The organism is Pseudomonas sp. DCB_BI (genome assembly GCF_026240995.1).
In the GTDB taxonomy this organism is placed as follows: domain Bacteria; phylum Pseudomonadota; class Gammaproteobacteria; order Pseudomonadales; family Pseudomonadaceae; genus Aquipseudomonas.
On the sequence record NZ_JAPFCG010000025.1, the window covers coordinates 1 to 18,164 of the forward strand.

At 57.4% G+C, this 18,164-nt stretch carries 18 protein-coding genes and 1 pseudogene; 15 read left to right on the plus strand and 4 right to left on the minus strand.

The features are described from left to right. Positions 1 to 125 precede the first annotated feature (125 nt). The 3 genes and pseudogenes from OO258_RS23230 to OO258_RS23240 all read right to left on the minus strand — a co-directional run. Positions 126 to 1,442: pseudogene (locus tag OO258_RS23230) on the minus strand (alanine/glycine:cation symporter family protein); the annotation flags it as partial. 83 nt (positions 1,443 to 1,525) lie between these two features. Continuing rightward, the gene (locus tag OO258_RS23235) at positions 1,526 to 2,335 is read right to left on the minus strand and encodes an alpha/beta fold hydrolase (RefSeq protein ID WP_047602664.1); all 810 of its coding nucleotides are present in this window, start codon (positions 2,333 to 2,335) and stop codon (positions 1,526 to 1,528) included. Positions 2,336 to 2,425: 90 nt separating this feature from the next. After that, positions 2,426 to 3,322 (minus strand): LysR substrate-binding domain-containing protein, encoded by an 897-nt coding sequence (locus tag OO258_RS23240; RefSeq protein ID WP_266033089.1) that lies wholly within the window; start codon positions 3,320 to 3,322, stop codon positions 2,426 to 2,428. A 107-nt stretch (positions 3,323 to 3,429) separates the two neighbouring features. On the opposite strand from OO258_RS23240, the gene OO258_RS23245 reads away from it, so the two are divergent. The 14 genes from OO258_RS23245 to OO258_RS23310 all read left to right on the plus strand — a co-directional run bounded on the left by OO258_RS23245 (position 3,430) and on the right by OO258_RS23310 (position 15,846). Continuing rightward, positions 3,430 to 4,092: an RraA family protein gene (locus OO258_RS23245; protein WP_266033092.1), complete on the plus strand. Its 663-nt coding sequence runs from the start codon at positions 3,430 to 3,432 to the stop codon at positions 4,090 to 4,092. Position 4,093: 1 nt separating this feature from the next. After that, positions 4,094 to 4,759 (plus strand): RraA family protein, encoded by a 666-nt coding sequence (locus OO258_RS23250; protein ID WP_266033095.1) that lies wholly within the window; start codon positions 4,094 to 4,096, stop codon positions 4,757 to 4,759. Next, positions 4,756 to 5,385 (plus strand): RraA family protein, encoded by a 630-nt coding sequence (locus tag OO258_RS23255; RefSeq protein ID WP_180688135.1) that lies wholly within the window; start codon positions 4,756 to 4,758, stop codon positions 5,383 to 5,385. Before OO258_RS23250 ends, OO258_RS23255 begins: the two co-directional genes overlap by 4 nt. Continuing rightward, positions 5,382 to 6,590 carry a pyridoxal phosphate-dependent aminotransferase gene (locus OO258_RS23260; protein WP_266033099.1) on the plus strand — a complete coding sequence of 403 codons (1,209 nt, stop codon included), beginning with the start codon at positions 5,382 to 5,384 and terminating at the stop codon, positions 6,588 to 6,590. The genes OO258_RS23255 and OO258_RS23260 overlap by 4 nt, the downstream gene beginning before the upstream one ends. Positions 6,591 to 6,860: 270 nt before the next feature. After that, positions 6,861 to 7,502, plus strand: a complete 642-nt coding sequence (locus tag OO258_RS23265; RefSeq protein ID WP_265979060.1) for a DUF4286 family protein — start codon at positions 6,861 to 6,863, stop codon at positions 7,500 to 7,502. Further along, the gene (locus tag OO258_RS23270; RefSeq protein ID WP_266033102.1) at positions 7,502 to 8,833 is read left to right on the plus strand and encodes an MFS transporter; all 1,332 of its coding nucleotides are present in this window, start codon (positions 7,502 to 7,504) and stop codon (positions 8,831 to 8,833) included. The genes OO258_RS23265 and OO258_RS23270 overlap by 1 nt, the downstream gene beginning before the upstream one ends. A gap of 71 nt (positions 8,834 to 8,904) precedes the next feature. Next, complete coding sequence (gene pxpB, locus OO258_RS23275) at positions 8,905 to 9,591, plus strand: 5-oxoprolinase subunit PxpB (RefSeq protein ID WP_266033105.1); 687 nt, start codon at positions 8,905 to 8,907, stop codon at positions 9,589 to 9,591. Next, positions 9,588 to 10,553, plus strand: coding sequence for a biotin-dependent carboxyltransferase family protein (locus tag OO258_RS23280; RefSeq protein ID WP_266033108.1), 966 nt, complete (start codon positions 9,588 to 9,590; stop codon positions 10,551 to 10,553). Before pxpB ends, OO258_RS23280 begins: the two co-directional genes overlap by 4 nt. Positions 10,554 to 10,568: 15 nt before the next feature. Next, entirely contained in the window at positions 10,569 to 11,351 is a 783-nt protein-coding gene (locus OO258_RS23285; RefSeq protein ID WP_266033111.1) for a LamB/YcsF family protein, read from the plus strand. Next, positions 11,351 to 11,785, plus strand: coding sequence for an acetyl-CoA carboxylase biotin carboxyl carrier protein (locus OO258_RS23290; RefSeq protein ID WP_266033114.1), 435 nt, complete (start codon positions 11,351 to 11,353; stop codon positions 11,783 to 11,785). The genes OO258_RS23285 and OO258_RS23290 overlap by 1 nt, the downstream gene beginning before the upstream one ends. After that, the gene (accC, locus tag OO258_RS23295) at positions 11,778 to 13,154 is read left to right on the plus strand and encodes an acetyl-CoA carboxylase biotin carboxylase subunit (protein ID WP_266033117.1); all 1,377 of its coding nucleotides are present in this window, start codon (positions 11,778 to 11,780) and stop codon (positions 13,152 to 13,154) included. The genes OO258_RS23290 and accC overlap by 8 nt, the downstream gene beginning before the upstream one ends. Next, positions 13,144 to 13,545 (plus strand): hypothetical protein, encoded by a 402-nt coding sequence (locus OO258_RS23300; protein ID WP_266033120.1) that lies wholly within the window; start codon positions 13,144 to 13,146, stop codon positions 13,543 to 13,545. Before accC ends, OO258_RS23300 begins: the two co-directional genes overlap by 11 nt. An 81-nt stretch (positions 13,546 to 13,626) precedes the next feature. Further along, positions 13,627 to 14,859 (plus strand): OprD family porin, encoded by a 1,233-nt coding sequence (locus OO258_RS23305; RefSeq protein WP_266033123.1) that lies wholly within the window; start codon positions 13,627 to 13,629, stop codon positions 14,857 to 14,859. 75 nt (positions 14,860 to 14,934) lie between these two features. Further along, positions 14,935 to 15,846, plus strand: coding sequence for a LysR family transcriptional regulator (locus tag OO258_RS23310; RefSeq protein ID WP_266033126.1), 912 nt, complete (start codon positions 14,935 to 14,937; stop codon positions 15,844 to 15,846). A 199-nt stretch (positions 15,847 to 16,045) separates the two neighbouring features. Here OO258_RS23310 and OO258_RS23315 read toward each other — a convergent pair whose 3' ends face one another. Next, positions 16,046 to 16,690 (minus strand): TetR/AcrR family transcriptional regulator, encoded by a 645-nt coding sequence (locus tag OO258_RS23315; protein ID WP_132845603.1) that lies wholly within the window; start codon positions 16,688 to 16,690, stop codon positions 16,046 to 16,048. A 369-nt stretch (positions 16,691 to 17,059) separates the two neighbouring features. On the opposite strand from OO258_RS23315, the gene OO258_RS23320 reads away from it, so the two are divergent. After that, positions 17,060 to 18,154, plus strand: coding sequence for an LLM class flavin-dependent oxidoreductase (locus OO258_RS23320; protein ID WP_266033135.1), 1,095 nt, complete (start codon positions 17,060 to 17,062; stop codon positions 18,152 to 18,154). The last annotated feature ends 10 nt before the right edge of the window (positions 18,155 to 18,164 follow it).

Sequence of the window (18,164 nt, forward strand, 5' to 3'; positions counted from 1 at the left end):
AGGCTGAACCCTTGGGCACGGCCGATTTGAATGGTGGCGCGTTCTTCAACGCTGAGTTCGGAATAGGACATAGGGGCAGCACGGTACCGGAAAGGTCAGGTGTTGCACTCAGTTTTCGCGGCCGCCCCCGCTTTACGTTGCTTGTCGTAGTCTGCGAGCAGCCTGAGGCCAACCTTGCACAGTAGCGTCAGGGCGATCAGGTTCACCAGGGCGGAAAGGGTCATGGTGATATCGGCAAACGCGAATACGGTTGATAGGTCTTCCATCGAGCCCCAGAGGATGAGTGCTAGCACGACGGCGCGGTAGCCCAGAAGGACCTTGCGGCTTTCACCAAGGATAAACTTCAGGTTGTTCTCGCCGAGGTAGTAGTTGTAGAGGATCGAGGTAAACACGAACAATGCCAGTGCAGCGCTAATGAAAATGCGCCCCCAGTCGCCCACAACCGCAGCTAGTGAGTTCTGGGTCAGAATGAGACCGTCACCGGCAAAGCCAGCGGTGTAGAAGCCGGACAGCAGGATCAGCAGAGCAGTGCAGGTACAAATGACGAACGTGTCGAAGAACACGCTAAACGCCTGTACCACTCCTTGAGAAATTGGGTGTCTGACATCGGCCACTGCCGCCACGTTTGGTGCACTGCCCAGGCCGGCTTCATTGGCAAACACGCCGCGTTTGACTCCCATCACGATGGCGCTGCCAATGAGGCCGCCGAAAGCCTGGTCCAGGCCGAAGGCGCTTTTGATGATGGTCAGCAGCATCATTGGCACGTGATCGATCTGCAAAACAATCACGTAGAGTGTTACCGCTACGTAGGCTAGCGTCTTCACCGGTACCAACAGGTCTGCCACCTTCGCGATACGCTTGATACCGCCTACAAACACCAGCCCCAGCACGACTGCCAGGACGACGCCCGAATGAGTAGGATCAATGCCGAAGGCATTTTGCAGGGAGTGGGATACGGCATGCGATTGCAGACCGTTGAATGAAAAGCCAAAGGTGACGATGAGCAAAATTGCCATCAGTACGCCGAGCCATCGCTTGTTCAGCCCGTATTCAATGTAGAAGGACGGTCCGCCATAGAATTGGCCGCTGGCATCTTTACGCTTGTACAACTGGGCCAAGCTACATTCCATAAGGGTGGTCGCCATTCCAACCAGGGCTGTGACCCACATCCAGAAGACAGCACCCGGACCACCCATTGTTACAGCAACCCCAACGCCAGCAATGTTGCCTGCACCTACCCGACCCGCGAGGCTTAACATGAGCGCTTGAAACGAGCTGATTTGCGCTGAACTGCTGGTGAGGCTGTCTTTGAAAACTTTAAACATGTGCAGGAAATACCGAAGCTGCACAAAGCGTGTCTTGAGGGTGAAATAAGTGCCTAGTCCGACGACCAGGACGATGAGCAGCTTTCCCGAAAGAAAACCGTTGATGGCTTCGAGCATGGCGCAACCTCATTGTTATTTTTACTGGGGGAGTGCGAGCTTCACGCGGCCGACTCAGCCGCGTGTTTAAAGATATGATTCGCTCAGGCGCGGTCTTGCAAAGCCTTGATGTGCTTCCACATCAGGGCGGGATTCGAATACATCGGGAAATGACCGCAATCAGGGATGCACGCCAGTTCCACGCCTTGTGCTGCGATATGGTCAAGGTACGACAGGTGTGAGTTGGTGACTCCATACATGTATTGGCGCGGGAAGGGCAGTGCGAGGAACTTGTCCATCAACTTGGCGTTGTCGGACAAATCCACCATGGATTCGAAAATGCCACGCACCGCGCCGGTCCGTACTTTATGCGCAAGGCTGGCCGCATAGAGTGCACTTGCAGGATCCGAAGCCAGCCGAGTGCGATCGATAAAGTCACGGAAGAAGCCCACGTCGTCATCACGGTTATGATCATGGATCTGTCGACTGAGGAAGCAATCCTCAGGTGCAATGTTGCCTTCGATATCAACGAAACTTTTAACGCGATCAGGCTCCTCGTGAGCCAATACCAAGCCGGTAAGTCCCCCCATGGAATGGCCTACCAGATGGAACTTGTCGATTCCGAAATGCGTGAGCACGGCTTGCGCGGTTTTCACCAGGAATGCGATGTTGATGCGCGAGAGGTCGGCGCACTCCGTTTCACCGCAGCCTGGCGCATCATAGGCAATGAAGGGGTGTCCTTCGAAAGACGCCTGCAGCGTGATATCGGCGTAATCCTCTTTGGTGGAACCGAAACCGTGAAGGAACAGGATGGGCGTTTTTGGCCCGGTGCGGTGTATCACCGCCACATCGAGCTGTACACCATCGATGTTCAGTGGGACTTTCTCGTACGTGAAGCGAGCTGCATGGGACACGGATACAAACTCCTATAACAGAGTCCCCAATGTTGAACTCGCAAAATGATTTGTAAAATACGAAGCCACGAAGCCTGTCATACGCCTGGCCTATGACAGCAAATCTTTTGCATGGTCGATCATTGCCTCTACCAGCGGATTTTTGTGCTCGTTATGCCAGGCCATGGCCGTGATCACCACTTTCACTTCGGGATGCAGGGGGCGGATAAGGACGTTCTCCGGCGCGAGTTTACCCATAGACGTCGGTACCAATGCGATGCCCTGTCCGCAACTGACAAAGGCGACTTGTGACGATACGGACCGCACCTGGTGGACGATGCGCGGTGCGAAGCCGCTGGCTTTGCACTGCCCAACCAGGTAGTCGAAGTACACAGGACTCACATCCCGTGATGCCATGACCAGGGTTTCGTCCGCGAGGGATTGTAGAGAGATTGACTCCCTTGCAGCTAAGGGATGGTCTTTGGGTAGTGCGACAGCCAGCCTATCTTCGGACAACGGCAATGATTGAATATGTCGACCGAGATTCCCTTCCAGGCGTGCGAATGCAATGTCGATATCACCCGCCTCCAGTGCGGGTATGGCTTCCGCGCTATCTATCTCCCGAACCGATACCGTAATCAAGGGATGATTCTGCTTGAAGCGCTCGATCAACGGGGGTAGCACGTCGATCATGGCCGATGTAATCGCTCCGATGGTCACCACGCCGGCATGGCCTGCGACGGCTTCGTGAACCGCCAACTCTAGTCGCTCCAGTTGATCAGCGAATTTCCGGACCGCGGGAAGAATCGCGGCGCCGGCGGCGGTCAGCTGTGCACCGCGGCGAGAACGGGTAAAAAGTTGAACGCGTAGCGACTGTTCGAGCGCCTGGATCTGCTCGGTCAACGGCGGTTGCGACATACCCAGCCGCTTGGCCGCGCGACTGAAATTTTGGTCTTCTGCCACAGCCAGGAACAGCCAAAGGTGGCGTATCAAGCGAAAGTTGATCACGGCGCTTTTCCATAGGTTTAGGATATAACAAGCTTAGCTTCTTCGTAATATACGTATCAAATCTCAGCGCCGATACTCAAGCCTCACCTATAAGAGGCCTGCAACAGATGAGCTTGAAAGCCCCGCTTGAACGCCTGGCTGCGCTCGATACCAACACAGTGTCGGACGCTCTGGACTTCCTCGAACTGCCTGGCGCCACTAATGGCCTGATGCCGCTCTGGAACTGCCCCAAAATCGTCGGCCGAGCCAGCACCGTGCAGTTGGGGCCAAAGCAGGACGTGGCGCCCACCGTTCACCTGATTACCCCGGTCGTGGAGCATGTCACCACCGATGACCGAGTGCTGGTGATCGCCGGTGGTGTCGACGGTATTTCCAGCTGGGGCGACATACTCGCCAACGCAGCCCAGCGCAAAGGCATCCGTGGGTCGATCATCGATGGCTTCAGCCGCGACATCCGCGGCAGCGCCGATATCGGTTACCCGGTCTTCGGTCGCGGCGTGACCATGATCAGCGCGCGCAACCGACTCATCCAGATTGACGCGGCCGTCAAAGTTCGCATGGCTGGTGTTGAAGTTGATGAGGGCGATTACGTGATCGCCGACGAATGCGGCACCGTTTTCGTTCCGGCCAATGCCATCGAGAAAGTGCTTGATCTGGCCGAGCGTATTGACCGTCGCCAAGCCGGCATGGTCGCCGCTGTTCGCGCCGGTCGCTCAGTCGAAGAAGTCATGCACGACACGCAATTCGAAGCCATCAAGGTGGAGCACTGATATGAGCCTTTCTGATAAAGACCTGGTTGCCTTGTTCGAAGGCTTGGATACCCCGGGTGTGTCCGACGCGATGGATAAACTGGGCCTACCGGGCCAGGCCTTCGGTATCTCGCCATTGGCCAACTACAACCAGGTCGTCGTCGGCCCTGCCTTCACTGTTCAGTACGTCAGCGCGAGCACACCGCCCGGTACTGTCGGTGACTTCATTGATGAAGTAGCACCAGGCGATGTGGTGGTCATCGCCAATGATGGCCGTACCGATTGCACGGTGTGGGGCGACATCATGACCCAGTACGCACTGGCCCGGGGGATAGCCGGCACGGTCATTGACGGTGTCTGCCGCGATGTGAACAAGGCGCTGGGCGAAGGCTACCCGCTGTTCAGCAAAGGCCGTTTCATGCGTACCGGCAAGGACCGCGTGGAAGTCGTGGCTGTAAACCAGCCGGTGTCGGTTGGTCAAGCCCGCGTTTGCGCCCGCGACATCGTCGTCGCTGATGCCAATGGTGTCGTCATCGTCCCGCGTAATCGTGCTCAGGAGGTCGCTGAAACGGCACGTCGTATAGAACACGTCGAAGCGCAGATCCGCGTACAGATCGCTACCGGCAAGAGCCTCAAAGAAGCTCGTGCCGCCCTCGGATACCACTCCCTGCAGAGCAAACAGCCATGAGCCTTCCACACGATTATCAGAACATTGCAAAGGTCCTCGGTAGTTCCACCCTGTATGAGGCCTCTGGGCTGCCATCTGCAGTCGACCGCGAGATTCGCGCTGTCTGGAAGGGCGCCTTCATCGCCGCCCCCGCTTACCCGCTGCAGTGTTCGCCTGGTGACAACCTGGGCTTGCACTTGGCCGTGGCAAAAGCGCCGCGCGGTAGCGTCTTGGTATGTGATTGCGCCGACTTCATTGCTGGCTACTGGGGTGAAGTGCTCACGGTGGCGGCGGAAGCCGCAGGCATTGTCGGTTTGGTAATCAATGGCGGCGTACGCGACATCGCCGCGCTTGAAGCGCATGGCTTCCCGGTGTTCGCGCGGGGTATATCGGTCAAAGGTACTGTCAAGGCGACTACGCCTTCAGTAGGTAAACCGTTCGACTTCAGCGGTGCACAAGTAAGCGCCGGCGATCTGGTCGTCGCGGACGAGGACGGTGTGATCATCATCCCGGCGGATGCAGTCGAACGCACGCTACGCGAAGGCCAGAAACGTGCGGACAAAGAAGCAGCGTTCATGGCCAAGCTGCGCGAAGGTCACACCACCATGGACCTGATGGGCCTTACTCATCCGGAGGAACACGCGTGAGCCTGGAAACGCTGAACCGTCGCTTGGAGGCTGCCAAGCCTTCGGCAACCTACAAGATCATCGACCGCGTGGCTGCGCGACGCGCAGAAGGGGCGACGATCATTTCGCTTTGCGCGGGTGAGCCTGACTTCGATACGCCGGAGCACATCCGTACCGCAGCCATCAGTGCAATCAGCAATGGTCATACACGTTACACCCAGGTGGCCGGCCTTCGTACGTTGCGAGAAGCCATCGCGCGTAAATACCAGCGTGAGAATGGTCTTGACGTCAGTTGGCAGGATACGCTGGTTTGCAGCGGCGGCAAGCAAGTCATCTTCAATGCCCTGGCCGCAACCCTCAACGAAGGCGACGAAGTTGTGATCCCCGCGCCGTACTGGGTCAGCTATCCAGAAATGGTTGAGCTGTGTGGTGGCGAGTCGCGCATTGTCGCTTGCGGCGCCGAATCGAGCTTCAAGCTGACCCCGCAAGCACTGGCCGAAGCCATCGGCCCGAACACCCGCTGGCTGATCCTGAATTCGCCGTCCAATCCCACAGGCGCTGTGTACGATCGCGACGAACTGCAGGCTCTGGCTGAGGTGTTGCTGGCCCATCCGCAGGTTCTGATTCTCGCTGACGACATCTATGAGCACCTGATTTTCGACAATCGTGACTTCCTCACGTTTGCCCAGGTTGAACCACGTCTGGCTGCACGAACGTTGACCATGAATGGCGTGTCGAAAGCCTATGCCATGACGGGTTGGCGAATCGGGTTTGCTACCGGTCCCCGCTGGCTGCTCGAGGCGATGGAGAAGCTTCAGGGTCAGCAGACCTCAGGCGCGTGTTCCATCTCGCAGCACGCAGCAATCGCTGCCCTCGACGGCCCGAAAGATTTCATCGCCCATAGCCGCGAAGTCTTCCAGCGGCGTCGCGATTTCATGGTCGAGTTGCTCAACCAAGCGCCGGGCATCAACTGCGAAATTCCAGGTGGGGCTTTTTACGCTTTCGCCGACTGTTCAGGGTTGATCGGCAAACGTTCTCCCGCCGGTTGTGAGTTGGTCAATGATGAGGCAGTGGCCCTGGCCTTGCTGGAGGAGGCCAACATTGCAGTCGTTCAGGGCAGTGCTTTTGGTCTTTCAGGCTACTTACGCATTGCCTACGCGCTCGATGATGACTCGCTGCGTGCGGCGTGCCAGGCCATCCACCGCTTCTGTGAGGACGCTCGATAGCTAGATAACGACGCTGAAGTAGAGCAGCGGAAGGCTGCACCTCCTGAATTGCATACGTGCGATACAGGTGGTGCAGCCTTTTTGTTTGGACGCAGCCAATGTCCGCTCTGGATGGGTGCTGACAAGTTATCTAATGACTCAAAAAGACGCAGAAACACGAGCTGTTTGAAAAGTTTTTTCTATCAAAAATGGGTAAAAAAACTCGTTTGCCTAAGTTTTTTCTATCGATGAACATAGCCACAAGGTCAAGCCACCCTGAGGAAAATAACAATGAACGGCTCACCATTTGGTATGTTATTTGTTGCATCTGACATTGATGCAGTGCATGAACTTGAATTCAACCGTTGGTACGACGAGGAGCATCTTCCGGACCGTGCATCGATGGCCGGAGTGATTAAGGCAACACGCTTTAAATCCCCATCCGATTTTCCAAAATACCTCGCGCTCTATTGGGCAGAGGGCATCTCTGCCTTCGACTGCCCGGAATATGCGCATGCGTTCAAGTACCAGTCTGTCTGGTCCAAGAAGATTCTTCCGCTCATGCAGAACCCCACCCGCCGCATCGGTGAAGCTTTCGGGCAATTTGACCAGCCTGGAGGGGACTGGGTGGCAGTCGTCGCAGCAGCCGAAGCAACTGAGCTTCGCACGCTGAACACGCTTCATTCAGCACTTGCCGAGATCCCAGGGTATATCCAGAGCTACTCTATAAGTCCGGTGCCAGCGCTGAGCTTGCCGTTGCCCCAAGAAGCCGGCAACCCGCGGCCGATGGTTCCCATGCTCATAGTGGAATGCGCCAGCGAAAGTGCGGCGCGACAGGCTGCCGAATCCAGCCTGATCCATTTGCCCACCGGTAGCACCCATTTTGGCGTGTATCAGAGCCTGAGCAAGGACTCGGTCGGGGAGGTGCGTTGATGAACACTTCGATCGCATCCGTGGATCAGTCAGGCCCCATCAGCAGCGAAAATTCTGGCAAGCGTGCCGACATCAGGCGACTCGCCGCTGCCAGCTCGATCGGGACTACGCTCGAATGGTATGACTTCACGGTCTACAACCTGATGGCGGCGCTGGTCTTCAACGTCATCTTCTTCCCTTCGTTCGACCCGTTGGCCGGTACCGTCATTGCGTTCTCCACCTACGCGGTGGGCTATATCTCGCGCCCTCTGGGCGGGATTGTCTTCGGCAGCCTGGGCGACAAGCTCGGCCGGCGCTGGGTGTTGGTGGCGACACTGATCCTGATGGGCACGGTGACCGGGCTGATGGGGTTGTTACCTACCTATGAAACCTGGGGTATTTGGAGCCCAATCCTGCTGGTCCTGCTGCGTTTCCTGCAAGGGGCGGCTATTGGTGGGGAGTGGGCCGGGTCGGTACTGTTGTCCATGGAGCATGGCGAAGATCGCCATCGTGGTCGGAATGCTTCATTCACACAGGTAGGGCCGGCCTGCGGAACCCTGTTGGGCGCCGGGTTCATCGCCTTGATCACTTTCGTCATGACGCCAGAAACGTTCCAGGAATGGGGCTGGCGTATTCCATTCCTGTCCAGTGTGCTGTTGGTGATGCTCGGTTTCTGGCTGCGTCGTGGTGTAGATGAAACGCCGGTATTCAAATCGATGGAGGCGAAGGAAGCCAAAGTCGACGCACCGGTGCGGGAAGTGTTCGTTGGGCACTGGCGGCGGTTGCTGGTCGCAGGCGGCGCACGTATCGGCTCGGACATCGTCTACGCGTTGCTGGTGGTATTCACGCTCGCTTATGTGACTAACGTCCTGCACTTACCTCGCTCTACTGCGCTGACAGCCACGATTATCGGTTCCGTGTTCCATGCCGTCAGTGTTCCGCTGTTCGGCATGCTCTCCGACCGAGTGGGACGCCGGCCGGTTTACGCGTTGGGAGCTGTGCTATCGATTGGTTGGGGGTTCGTGTTCTTCGTCTTGCTGGATACCGCATCCCCTGTGCTCATCTGCCTGGCAGTCATTGTCGGCATGATCTTCCAGGCAATGATGTTCGGCCCCCAGGCTGCTTTCGTTACCGAGCAATTCCCTACTCGCGTCAGGTATGCCGGATCGTCGTTGGCCTATACCTTGGCCGGCATTGTCGGAAGCGGACTGGCCCCACTGGTTATCACGGGGATATTCAAGGTCTACGAGTCTTCCTTCGCAGTCAGCCTCTATATCGCCGGCGGGCTGATCATCACCTTGATAGCGCTTGCATTCGCGCGTGAAACCGCGAAGAAACCGTTGGAAGAATAATCCGAAATAGACAGGCAACTTCCTGATGCCCAATTGGGTTGCCTGTCAAGCCTTCGCTGTGGGATCAAGCCATGCGAGATATAGACATTATTGAAACGCCTGCCGCCGAATTACTGTTTAGCCCGTCAGGGTGTGGTGCAGTGCTTGTTGATAGTTCCCTGTCGGTGTTTTCGCCAAGCGTGCAAAGAAAGTTTTTTTCACTGGCGCGCGCACTGGAAACTGATCAACAGATCACTGAATTGGTGCCTGGGGTGAACAATCTGTTGGTCATGTTTGACCCGCTCGTTAGTTCACCTTCGACGATTGAGCAACTGATTCAGAGCCTTTGGCTGTATCCCGACGCGCTTCCTTCCACGCTCAGGGTTATGGAAATCCCGGTGATCTACGGCGGTGAAGCCGGTGAGGACCTGGCCATGCTCGCCGAGCACGCGGGGCTCAGCATTGATCAGTGGATCAACTATCACAGTAACGCGACCTACGAGGTGGCGTGTGTCGGCTCCATGCCCGGCTTCGCCTACCTGACCGGGCTACCCGCTGAACTGGCGAAACCCAGAAGAGCGTCGCCGCGGGCACAGCTCGCCAAAGGTACTGTGATTATTGGTGGGGCGCAGGCCGGTGTAATGCCATGCACCGCACCCTCAGGCTGGCACGCGATAGGGCGCACTGACGTCGATCTGTTCGACATTCAAAGACAGCAGCCATGCCTGCTGTTGCCCGGTGATCAAGTCAGGTTCCTGGTTCGGGAGGTCGCGTCATGATCGAAGTACTGAGTGGTGGTGCGCTGAACCTGGTCCAGGATCTCGGGCGCTCGGGGTGCATGGCGATGGGGGTGAGCCGCAGTGGCGCCATGGATGCGCCCGCACTGATGATTGCCAACTGGCTGGTTGGCAACCAGGAGAACGCTGCAGGGCTTGAAGTGACCATCTTTCCGTTCCGTTTCAAGGCGGAACGCGAGTTACTCGTCAGTTGCACCGGTGCACACTGCGCACTGAAGGTAGATGGGTATCCCGTACCCAGTTGGACTTGCCTGGAGATCAGGGCTGGCCAACAGGTTGTGGTTGAGCGCCCACGCTTGGGTGTCAGGGCTTATCTTGCGTTTTCAGGTGGTGTTGACGCACCGGTGCAATTGGGTTCCCGTGCGACAGATCTGAAAGCGGGGTTCGGCGGTCATGAAGGGCGGGGCCTCAATCGTGGTGACCGTCTTCAACTGTTGCCCCAAAGCCTTTCGTTAGCAGGACGTGCCATCCTGCCCCTTGAGCGGGTGCAGCATGCAGAGGCTATGCGCGGCCAGCAGGTGACGGTGCGGGCGATCGCTGCAGCTCAGGCTGACGACTTTTCCTCCACTTCGTTGGACGCGTTCTATTCCACTCCCTACGAAGTCACTCCGCAGTCCAACCGGGTCGGTTACCGCCTCCAGGGCCAACCCCTGCATACAGTTCGACCCATCGAATTGCTCTCTCATGGCATTGCGCCGGGCACTGTTCAGGTGCCGCCGGCAGGGCAACCCATCGTGCAACTGGCAGAAGCCAATACCTGTGGCGGCTATCCAAAGATCGCCACGGTGCTCGATTGCGACCTATGGCGCCTTGCCCAAGCAGGCGTCGGCTGCAGCATCCATTTCAAGCCCGTCACTGTAGCCGAGGGCATCGAAGCCCATGCCCAGCACCGTGCGGCACTCGCAAACATTCAGCGACACCTGGGCGTCAGCTCATCAGCCTGATTCGAGGAACAGACAATGAACAACAAAACTTTACGCATCGATATCAACTCGGACATGGGCGAAGGCTTCGGCCCCTGGAAAATGGGTGACGATGAAGCCATCCTCGATATGGTCACATCTGCTAATGTCGCCTGCGGATTGCATGCCGGCGACCCTGAGATCATGGCTACCACCTTCGCCCAGGCCAAAGCCAAGGGCGTAGCAGTGGGAGCCCATCCCGGTTTTCCAGACCTGTGGGGTTTCGGTCGAAGAGTGATTCCGCACACGATCGGCGAAATTGAGCGTTTCGTTGCCTACCAAGTCGGTGCAGCTGTGGCGCTGTCCAGTTACGCCGGTCACCCCATCACGTTCGTCAAAGCCCATGGTGCGCTCGGGAATCTCACCCAAACGGACCCTGAGGTTGCCAAGGCGATCGCCAAGGCCGTCAAAGCCGTCGACCCCAAGCTCGTCTGCGTCACATTCGCGGGTGGACTCATGATTCCGATTGCCAATGATATGGGCCTCGAAACTCGTGCAGAGGTCTTCGCGGACCGTGCATATACCGAGGCGGGCCATCTGGTTCATCGCAAGGAGCCTGGTGCAGTGCTCCACGACGTGGAATTCGCCGCCCAGCGCATGCTGCGCATGGTTCAGGCAGGCGGTATCGAAACGGTGAGCGGACGCATGCTTCCAGTTCATATCGACACCATCTGTGTGCACAGCGACACGCCAGGTGCAATCAGCATGGCACGGGTACTACGCAAGACCTTGGAGTTGGCCGGCGTCCAGGTTTGTGCTTTCGCTGAGGGATCCCGCTGATGGACAAACCCCTTGTCGAACGGCTCGTCAGCCTGCTCGAAAACAGCGCATTGAGTGAAATCGAATATTCGGCAGACGGCACCCGTATTCGGTTGGTCAAAGAGTCGGGGTGGACGGTGCCCCTGCAGCCTCGCCCACCTGAAGCGCAGTCATCAATGGCAACGCCGATACGCCAATCGAGTTGGACCATTGATGCCGGATTGACTGGCATTTTCTACCGCGCCCCTTCGCCGGATGAGTCCGCTTTCGTCGATGTTGGCACTGTCATTGAGGAAGGCCAGCAGGTAGGAATCATTGAGGCGATGAAGATGCTAAACGTGCTCGAAAGCGAGCGCAGCGGGCGTGTGGTGCGCATCTTGGTAGAGGACGGTGCTTCGGTAGAGGCAGGGACGCCGCTGTTCGAGCTGCAATCGATGGAGGATGGCCATGTTTGACTCAGTCTTGATCGCCAACCGAGGCGAGATCGCCTTGAGAATCCTGCGTGCTTGCCGGGCATTGCAGATTCGGACTATTGCCGTGCATTCCTCGGCAGACGCCGATCTGCGCCATGTGCAATTGGCCGATCAGGCACTGTGCATTGGCCCCGCCGCCTCGGCTCAAAGTTACTTGGATATCGGTCGCCTGCTGGAGGCCGCCGAGCTAACCGGTGCGGGCGCCATCCACCCCGGCTACGGCTTTTTGTCTGAGCGTGCCGATTTTGCCGAGGCTGTAGAACGCTCCGGTCGAGTGTACATCGGCCCCACCGCTGCAGCCATTCGCCTGATGGGCGATAAGGTCAGTGCCAAAAAGGCCATGCTGGAATCCGGCGTGCCTTGCGTGCCCGGCTCGAACGGCGCTCTGCCTGGCGACCCACAGGCGGTGGCTGACATAGCCCGACATGTGGGGTATCCGCTGATTGTGAAGGCAGCAGGTGGTGGAGGCGGGCGGGGAATGCGCATCGTCCGCGAGCCAAGCCAGTTGGCTCAGGCGGTGATCACCACGCGGGAAGAAGCCAATCGTGCGTTTGGTAACCCGGCCCTTTACATCGAACGTTTTCTCGAAAATCCGCGGCACATCGAAATCCAGATCCTGGCAGACGGATTCGGCAATGCGGTATGGCTCGGTGAGCGTGACTGTTCCATGCAACGGCGGCATCAGAAGGTGATCGAAGAATCTCCTGCCCCCGGTGTTTCAAGAGAGGCGATCGCAGAGATCGGGCAACGCTGCGTCGACGCCTGCGTGCACATCGGCTATCGCGGCGCGGGCACTTTCGAGTTTCTCTACGAAGACGGGGCTTTCTACTTCATCGAGATGAATACCCGAATCCAGGTCGAGCATCCGGTGACTGAGTTGGTGACCGGTATCGATCTGGTGGTGGAGCAGTTGCGAATCGCCCGGGGGGAGCCTCTGTCGTTCGGCCAGAAAGATGTCGCCGTGACCGGGCACGCGATTGAGTGTCGCATCAACGCCGAGGATCCATGGCGGTTCACGCCGGCACCGGGCACAGTTGACCATTGGCTTGCGCCTGGCGGCCCGGGAGTTCGTGTCGAGTCCCACTTGTATTCCGGGTACCAAGTACCGGCCCACTACGACTCGCTGGTGGCCAAGATACTTACGTATGGCAGCAACCGCGAGGAGGCCGTCAACAGGATGCGCCAGGCACTAGAAGAAACCGTGCTGGAGGGGATTTCATGCACCATTCCACTGCACAGACGGTTGATGGATGAACCTGGGTTCACAGCTGGCGGCTACAACATCCATCACCTGGAACATCTTTTCGAACAAGGCTTTGGTCAGTCTGCGGAGAGCCCTCATGAGCGTTGAAGAACTCGCGGTACTGATTGAGCAGTTGCAGGGGCGAGGTATTGCGAGATGTGAGTACGAAACTGAGCAGGGGTCAGTGGTTGTGGTCTTCGCGTTACAATCCCGTACATCTGTCGTGGAACCGGTTCAACTGCCTGTCCCGGGTCGCCAGGATACTTTAGTCGAGGCTCCGAAGGCCGGCCGGTTCTTGTCTTCCCATCCTTTGCAGTGCGTCGCTCTGGCGGCCGTTGGCGAACCTGTCGAGGCGGGTGCAATCATCGGCTTCATTCAGGTTGGGGAGTCCCTTCAACCCGTCAAAGTGAAAGCTGCCGGCGTCATGGTCGGCTACTGCCCGGTCGACGGCGAGCTTGTAGGCTACGGGGCGCCAATCGCAAGGCTGATCCCTTCCTAAGGGAATGCCAGCACGCGCACGACCTTATCGTGCGCACTCCCTCCTGCGGTATTCATCTATTCAAGAAGAAGAGGTCGCTGCATGCGTGCACATTGGCCCGTGGTACCTGCTGTCCTGTGTTTGACCTTTGCAACGGACCTGAGAGCCGCTGGCTTTCTCGAAGACAGCCGGGCAAACGTCGACTTCAGAAACCTGTATTTCGATCGAGACTTTCGCCAGCCTGGAGGTAACAGTGCAAACGGTCAAAGCCAAGCACGGGAGTGGGGTGAAGCCGCCGTTCTGACACTCCAATCCGGATTTACTCAAGGTACGTTTGGGCTGGGGATCGATGGCGTCGCCATGACCGGCCTCAAACTCGATTCCAGCCCAGATCGTGCAGGCACCGGTATGTTCCCAACTGAGCGTGACGGACGTTCGGATGATGAATTCAGCCGACTGGGCGCGAGCTTCAAATTGAAGTACTCCAAGACGCTTGTTCGCTCGGGCGTCATGGCCTTTCGTAAGCCCGTGCTTCAAAGCGCCGACTCTCGGCTGCTACCTGGGCTGTTCAAAGCCACCACGCTGGAATCCAGTGAGCTGGCGGGCCTCACCCTTCAGGCTGCACGCGTGACCAAAACGATGGGTTTGGATTCATCTAACTGGGAGCGGCTGACCAGCCGCTATGGCGGGCGCAGCGAGGATTTCACCCTGTACGGAGCGGATTACGCGCTGAATGACAAAAGCCAAGTCCGGGCTTATTACGGAAAGCTGGACGGCATTTACCAACACACGCTGGCCAATTACCAAGGGCGCGTCGATTTCACGGCGGATCGACACCTCTCTTTCGATTTGCGCTGGGCGAAGGCGGAAGAGGTAGAGGACTTTCGCGACATCGACAACAGGGCAGTGGGCGCCTTGGTAGGGTTCCGCCAGAAGCACCACACATTGAGTCTGGGCTTCCAGAAGATGAGCGGGCACGATGCTTATCCGTACGTAAACGGAACCGATCCCTACCTTGTTAACTTCGTTCAGATCCTGCAGTTCTCCAATGCTGGAGAGCGTTCATGGCAGTTGCGCTACGATCTGGATCTGGCCGCATGGGGTGTTCCTGGGTTGAGCTTCATGAGCCGATACGTCCGGGGCGACCAAGTACAACTTTCGAGCGGCGGCGAAGGACGAGAATGGGAGCGCAATAGTGAGCTCACCTATGTCATTCAGGGCGGCTCATGGAAAAACGCCTCAATCAAATGGCGCAACGCAACTGTCCGCTCAACCTTTGGTAATGATATCGACGAAAACCGCCTCGTGATCAGCTACCCACTGAGCCTGTTCTGATGGATCATCGATTCATAGATCGAACGCCCCGCTTGGTAGCGGGGCTATCCGCCGGATCGAGTTCGTGGGGAATCAATGAATACGCGTTTCATCGAGGCGTTCTTACAGATTGCAAGGCTGAAAAGCTTCAGAGCCGCGGCCGAGCATCTGCACCTGACCCAAGCTGCCATATCCAACCGGATCGCTTCGCTTGAAGAAGAGATCGGTGCTCGGTTGTTTGAGCGGGAAACACGAGAGCTCAAGTTGACTGCGGTCGGCTCGCGGCTGGTCGACTATGGCGAGCGCATGCTGGATTTGGAACAAGAGATCCGCCATCTGGGTCGGCCCAGTCACGAAGTTTTGGGGTTAGTGCGCATTGGTGCGGTAGACAGCGTTGTGCATACTTGGCTGATTGCCTTCCTGAAGTGCCTGCAGTCGACTTACCCGGGTATCGAGGTTCAGCTGACCTCGGAAACCAGCGCCGGTGTTCATAAGGCATTACGTGATGGGGTGATCGATATCGCCCTGCAGACGCATCCTATCGAAGGTGACGGTATCACCAGCATTCCCTGCCTCTCGATTGCCACAGGGTGGATAGTCAGCAACCAGGCGATGATCAGTGCCCAGCAACCCATTCTGGATTTGCTGGGGCAGCCGACCATCACCATGAGCCAGAACTCACAACCCCATCTGGTCCTTAAAGAGCTTTACCGCAGGTTCAGCCTCCCGGTCGGCAAGACGCACCATGTCAGTTCGATATCCGCACTGGTGCAACTGGTTCAGGCTGGTTTTGGCAACGCGTTTGTTCCTCTTGCGCCGGTGCGCTATGCCATCGAGTCGGGTCAAGTGAGGCTGGTGGACTGCGGGCTGGCAATCCCCAACCAGCCGTTGGTTGTAAGCTATACCCAAGCGCATTCGTCCGAGGCTATTCGGTTGGTAGCAGAGCTTGCGTGCCGTGAATGCGATCAATACGTACGAGCCTTGGTGCCTCCGTACGCTGCTACCTGACGTTGACGAATTCATGCAGCGCTATTCAAACAGGGTGATAGACCGCAAACTCTCCGAACGCGCGGCGTGCATCACCGAAGAAGCCCCTGAGGCAGTGGTACGCATCGGTGAACCTGGATTGGGGAGAGCAGGATGTCGATATCTTGCCACTCGACCCAGCTAAGTGGGCACTGCGCGCGGCAAACCAAGGCAAAGCCGATCAACTGTGGTCCATTTCCAGGCAAAGGAAACCCCGACACATGATGCCGAGGTCTTTTTTCAATTGTTCCCAATTACCCTCGCCAGAGGCTTCGGCCGCAGAGCCAAGCCCCAGGAATCGTGCCAGTGCGGCATAGGTGATCGAAAAGCACGCCTCTACCGCATGGGGCGGATTCGGATGGCGGATATCAGCGCAGCACTCCAGCAATAGGCTCTGAAAACCATGGGCAGCTTTCAGGTAGCTGGCTTTGCCGCAATTGGCGACGTGCTTGTCCGATGCGCGGCCCATCAGCGGACGCAACAGGTTGGCATGGGTCTTGAGGTGTTCGGCGAGCATCTCCACCACTGCAGGCACACGCTTGTCGAGTGGCAGCTCGCGCGCGCGTAAGGCGCTTAAGAGGGTGGCCCACTCCGCATCGATTTCGGCAAGTACATTGGTCATTACCGCCAGGAACAGATCATCCTTGCCTTGAAAACGCGCGTAGATTGACCCCACCGAGACCCCTGAGAGCTTACTGATCGCGCCGATGGTGAGCTGCTCAAACGTGCCATCGCGTAGTAACTCACGTGAAGCGGCCATCAGGCGCTCAAGGGAGGCTCGACTGCGGTCTTGTTTGGGTTGCTTGGCGCCAGGCGCAATGGACATGGATCTGCCTCTGGTTGGAAATGAAACGCTGATTTTAACTGCTGCAAGAAAGATTGTGTCGCGAAGGTCATACATTAGCGGGCATCTGGACGTGTTGACGAGCTTTGGACGAGCTGCTATTTTCTGCAAATAGAACGTGCATTCTATTTAGGTGGATTGCTCACGCATAACAAGAAAAGGTAATTATTCCATGGCTCCCATTACCATCCTCCATCCTTGTCTCTCGCGGCTGTCAAATGACGGCTTGTTTTCAGTGCTGCAGACGTTGGCGCACGTGTTCTGAGATCTTCCCTGGCACCGTACTTCAGGTCTAATTTCGACAATTATCTAGAACCAGAATTCCGATTCAAAAATAAGAAGGGTTTTTCTATGCGTTTTTCAGTGTTCCTTGTAGGCCGCTCCACCGCCGCAGAAGACGACAAGGCGGTCATGGACGCGTTGATCGATCACGCCTGTCAGGCTGAAACCCTGGGTTTCGACGCGATTTTCATGCCCGATCACCACTTCACGGGCTACGCACCGATGTCCAGTGACCCGTTCATGTTCGCCGCGTATCTGGCCAGTCGGCTCAAACGCGTGCACTTTGGCATGTCTGTTACCACTGTGCCGTTGCATCACCCGGTGCGTTTTGCCGAACGTGTCAACCTGCTCGATCAGTTGACCGAGGGCCGCCTGCTGGTAGGTATCGGCAGCGGTACTACACCTGAAGAGATGATCGGTTTTGGCGTGAACTACAAGGAAGCATCGGCTCTCTTGCAGGAAAACCTCGACTTGGTGCAACGGCTTTGGGACAAGCGCGTCGAAGATGAGCCGATTACCTTCGAGACCAGCCATTACAAAGGGGCAGTGGTACAGCGCATCGTACCTACGGCGTTCCAGCGGCCGTTCAATCGCATCATGCCAGTGGCACTGCGTGAAACCAGCATGCAGCGCGCCGCTGATATGGGCTGGCCGGCGTTCATCCCTGCATTCACTCCTCCGGTACCCGCCAGCGCCGAGCCCTTCGAGCACCTTAGTCGGTACTTCACGCGCTACCGCGACGCCCTGGAGGCCGCCGGGCATACCCAGCAGGTGGTTGACCATTGCTTGTCCTGGACCACTCACACCTACCAATGCGTGCACATCGCAGAAACCGATGAACAGGCCGAGCAAGAGCTTCAGATAATCCTCAAGGCATACAAGCGCGCGATCGACCGCGAGTATGAATTCAACAAGCGAGCCGAGCAGATCAGCGGCGTTGAGTTGCATCCACACCCCGATTGCTTCAGCCGTGAATGGATCAAGACATGGTGCCTGCACGGTAGCCCGGAAACCGTTGCTGCAGAGCTGGAAAAGCACCGTCAGCTGGGTATCGGCAACGTGCTGATGGGCTTCACCAATGGCCCCCTCACGCAAGAGCGAGTGCGCTATGGCCGTCAGTCCATGGAGCTGTTTGCCAAACACGTCATGCCTCGTTTTCAGTGACCGCCGGAGC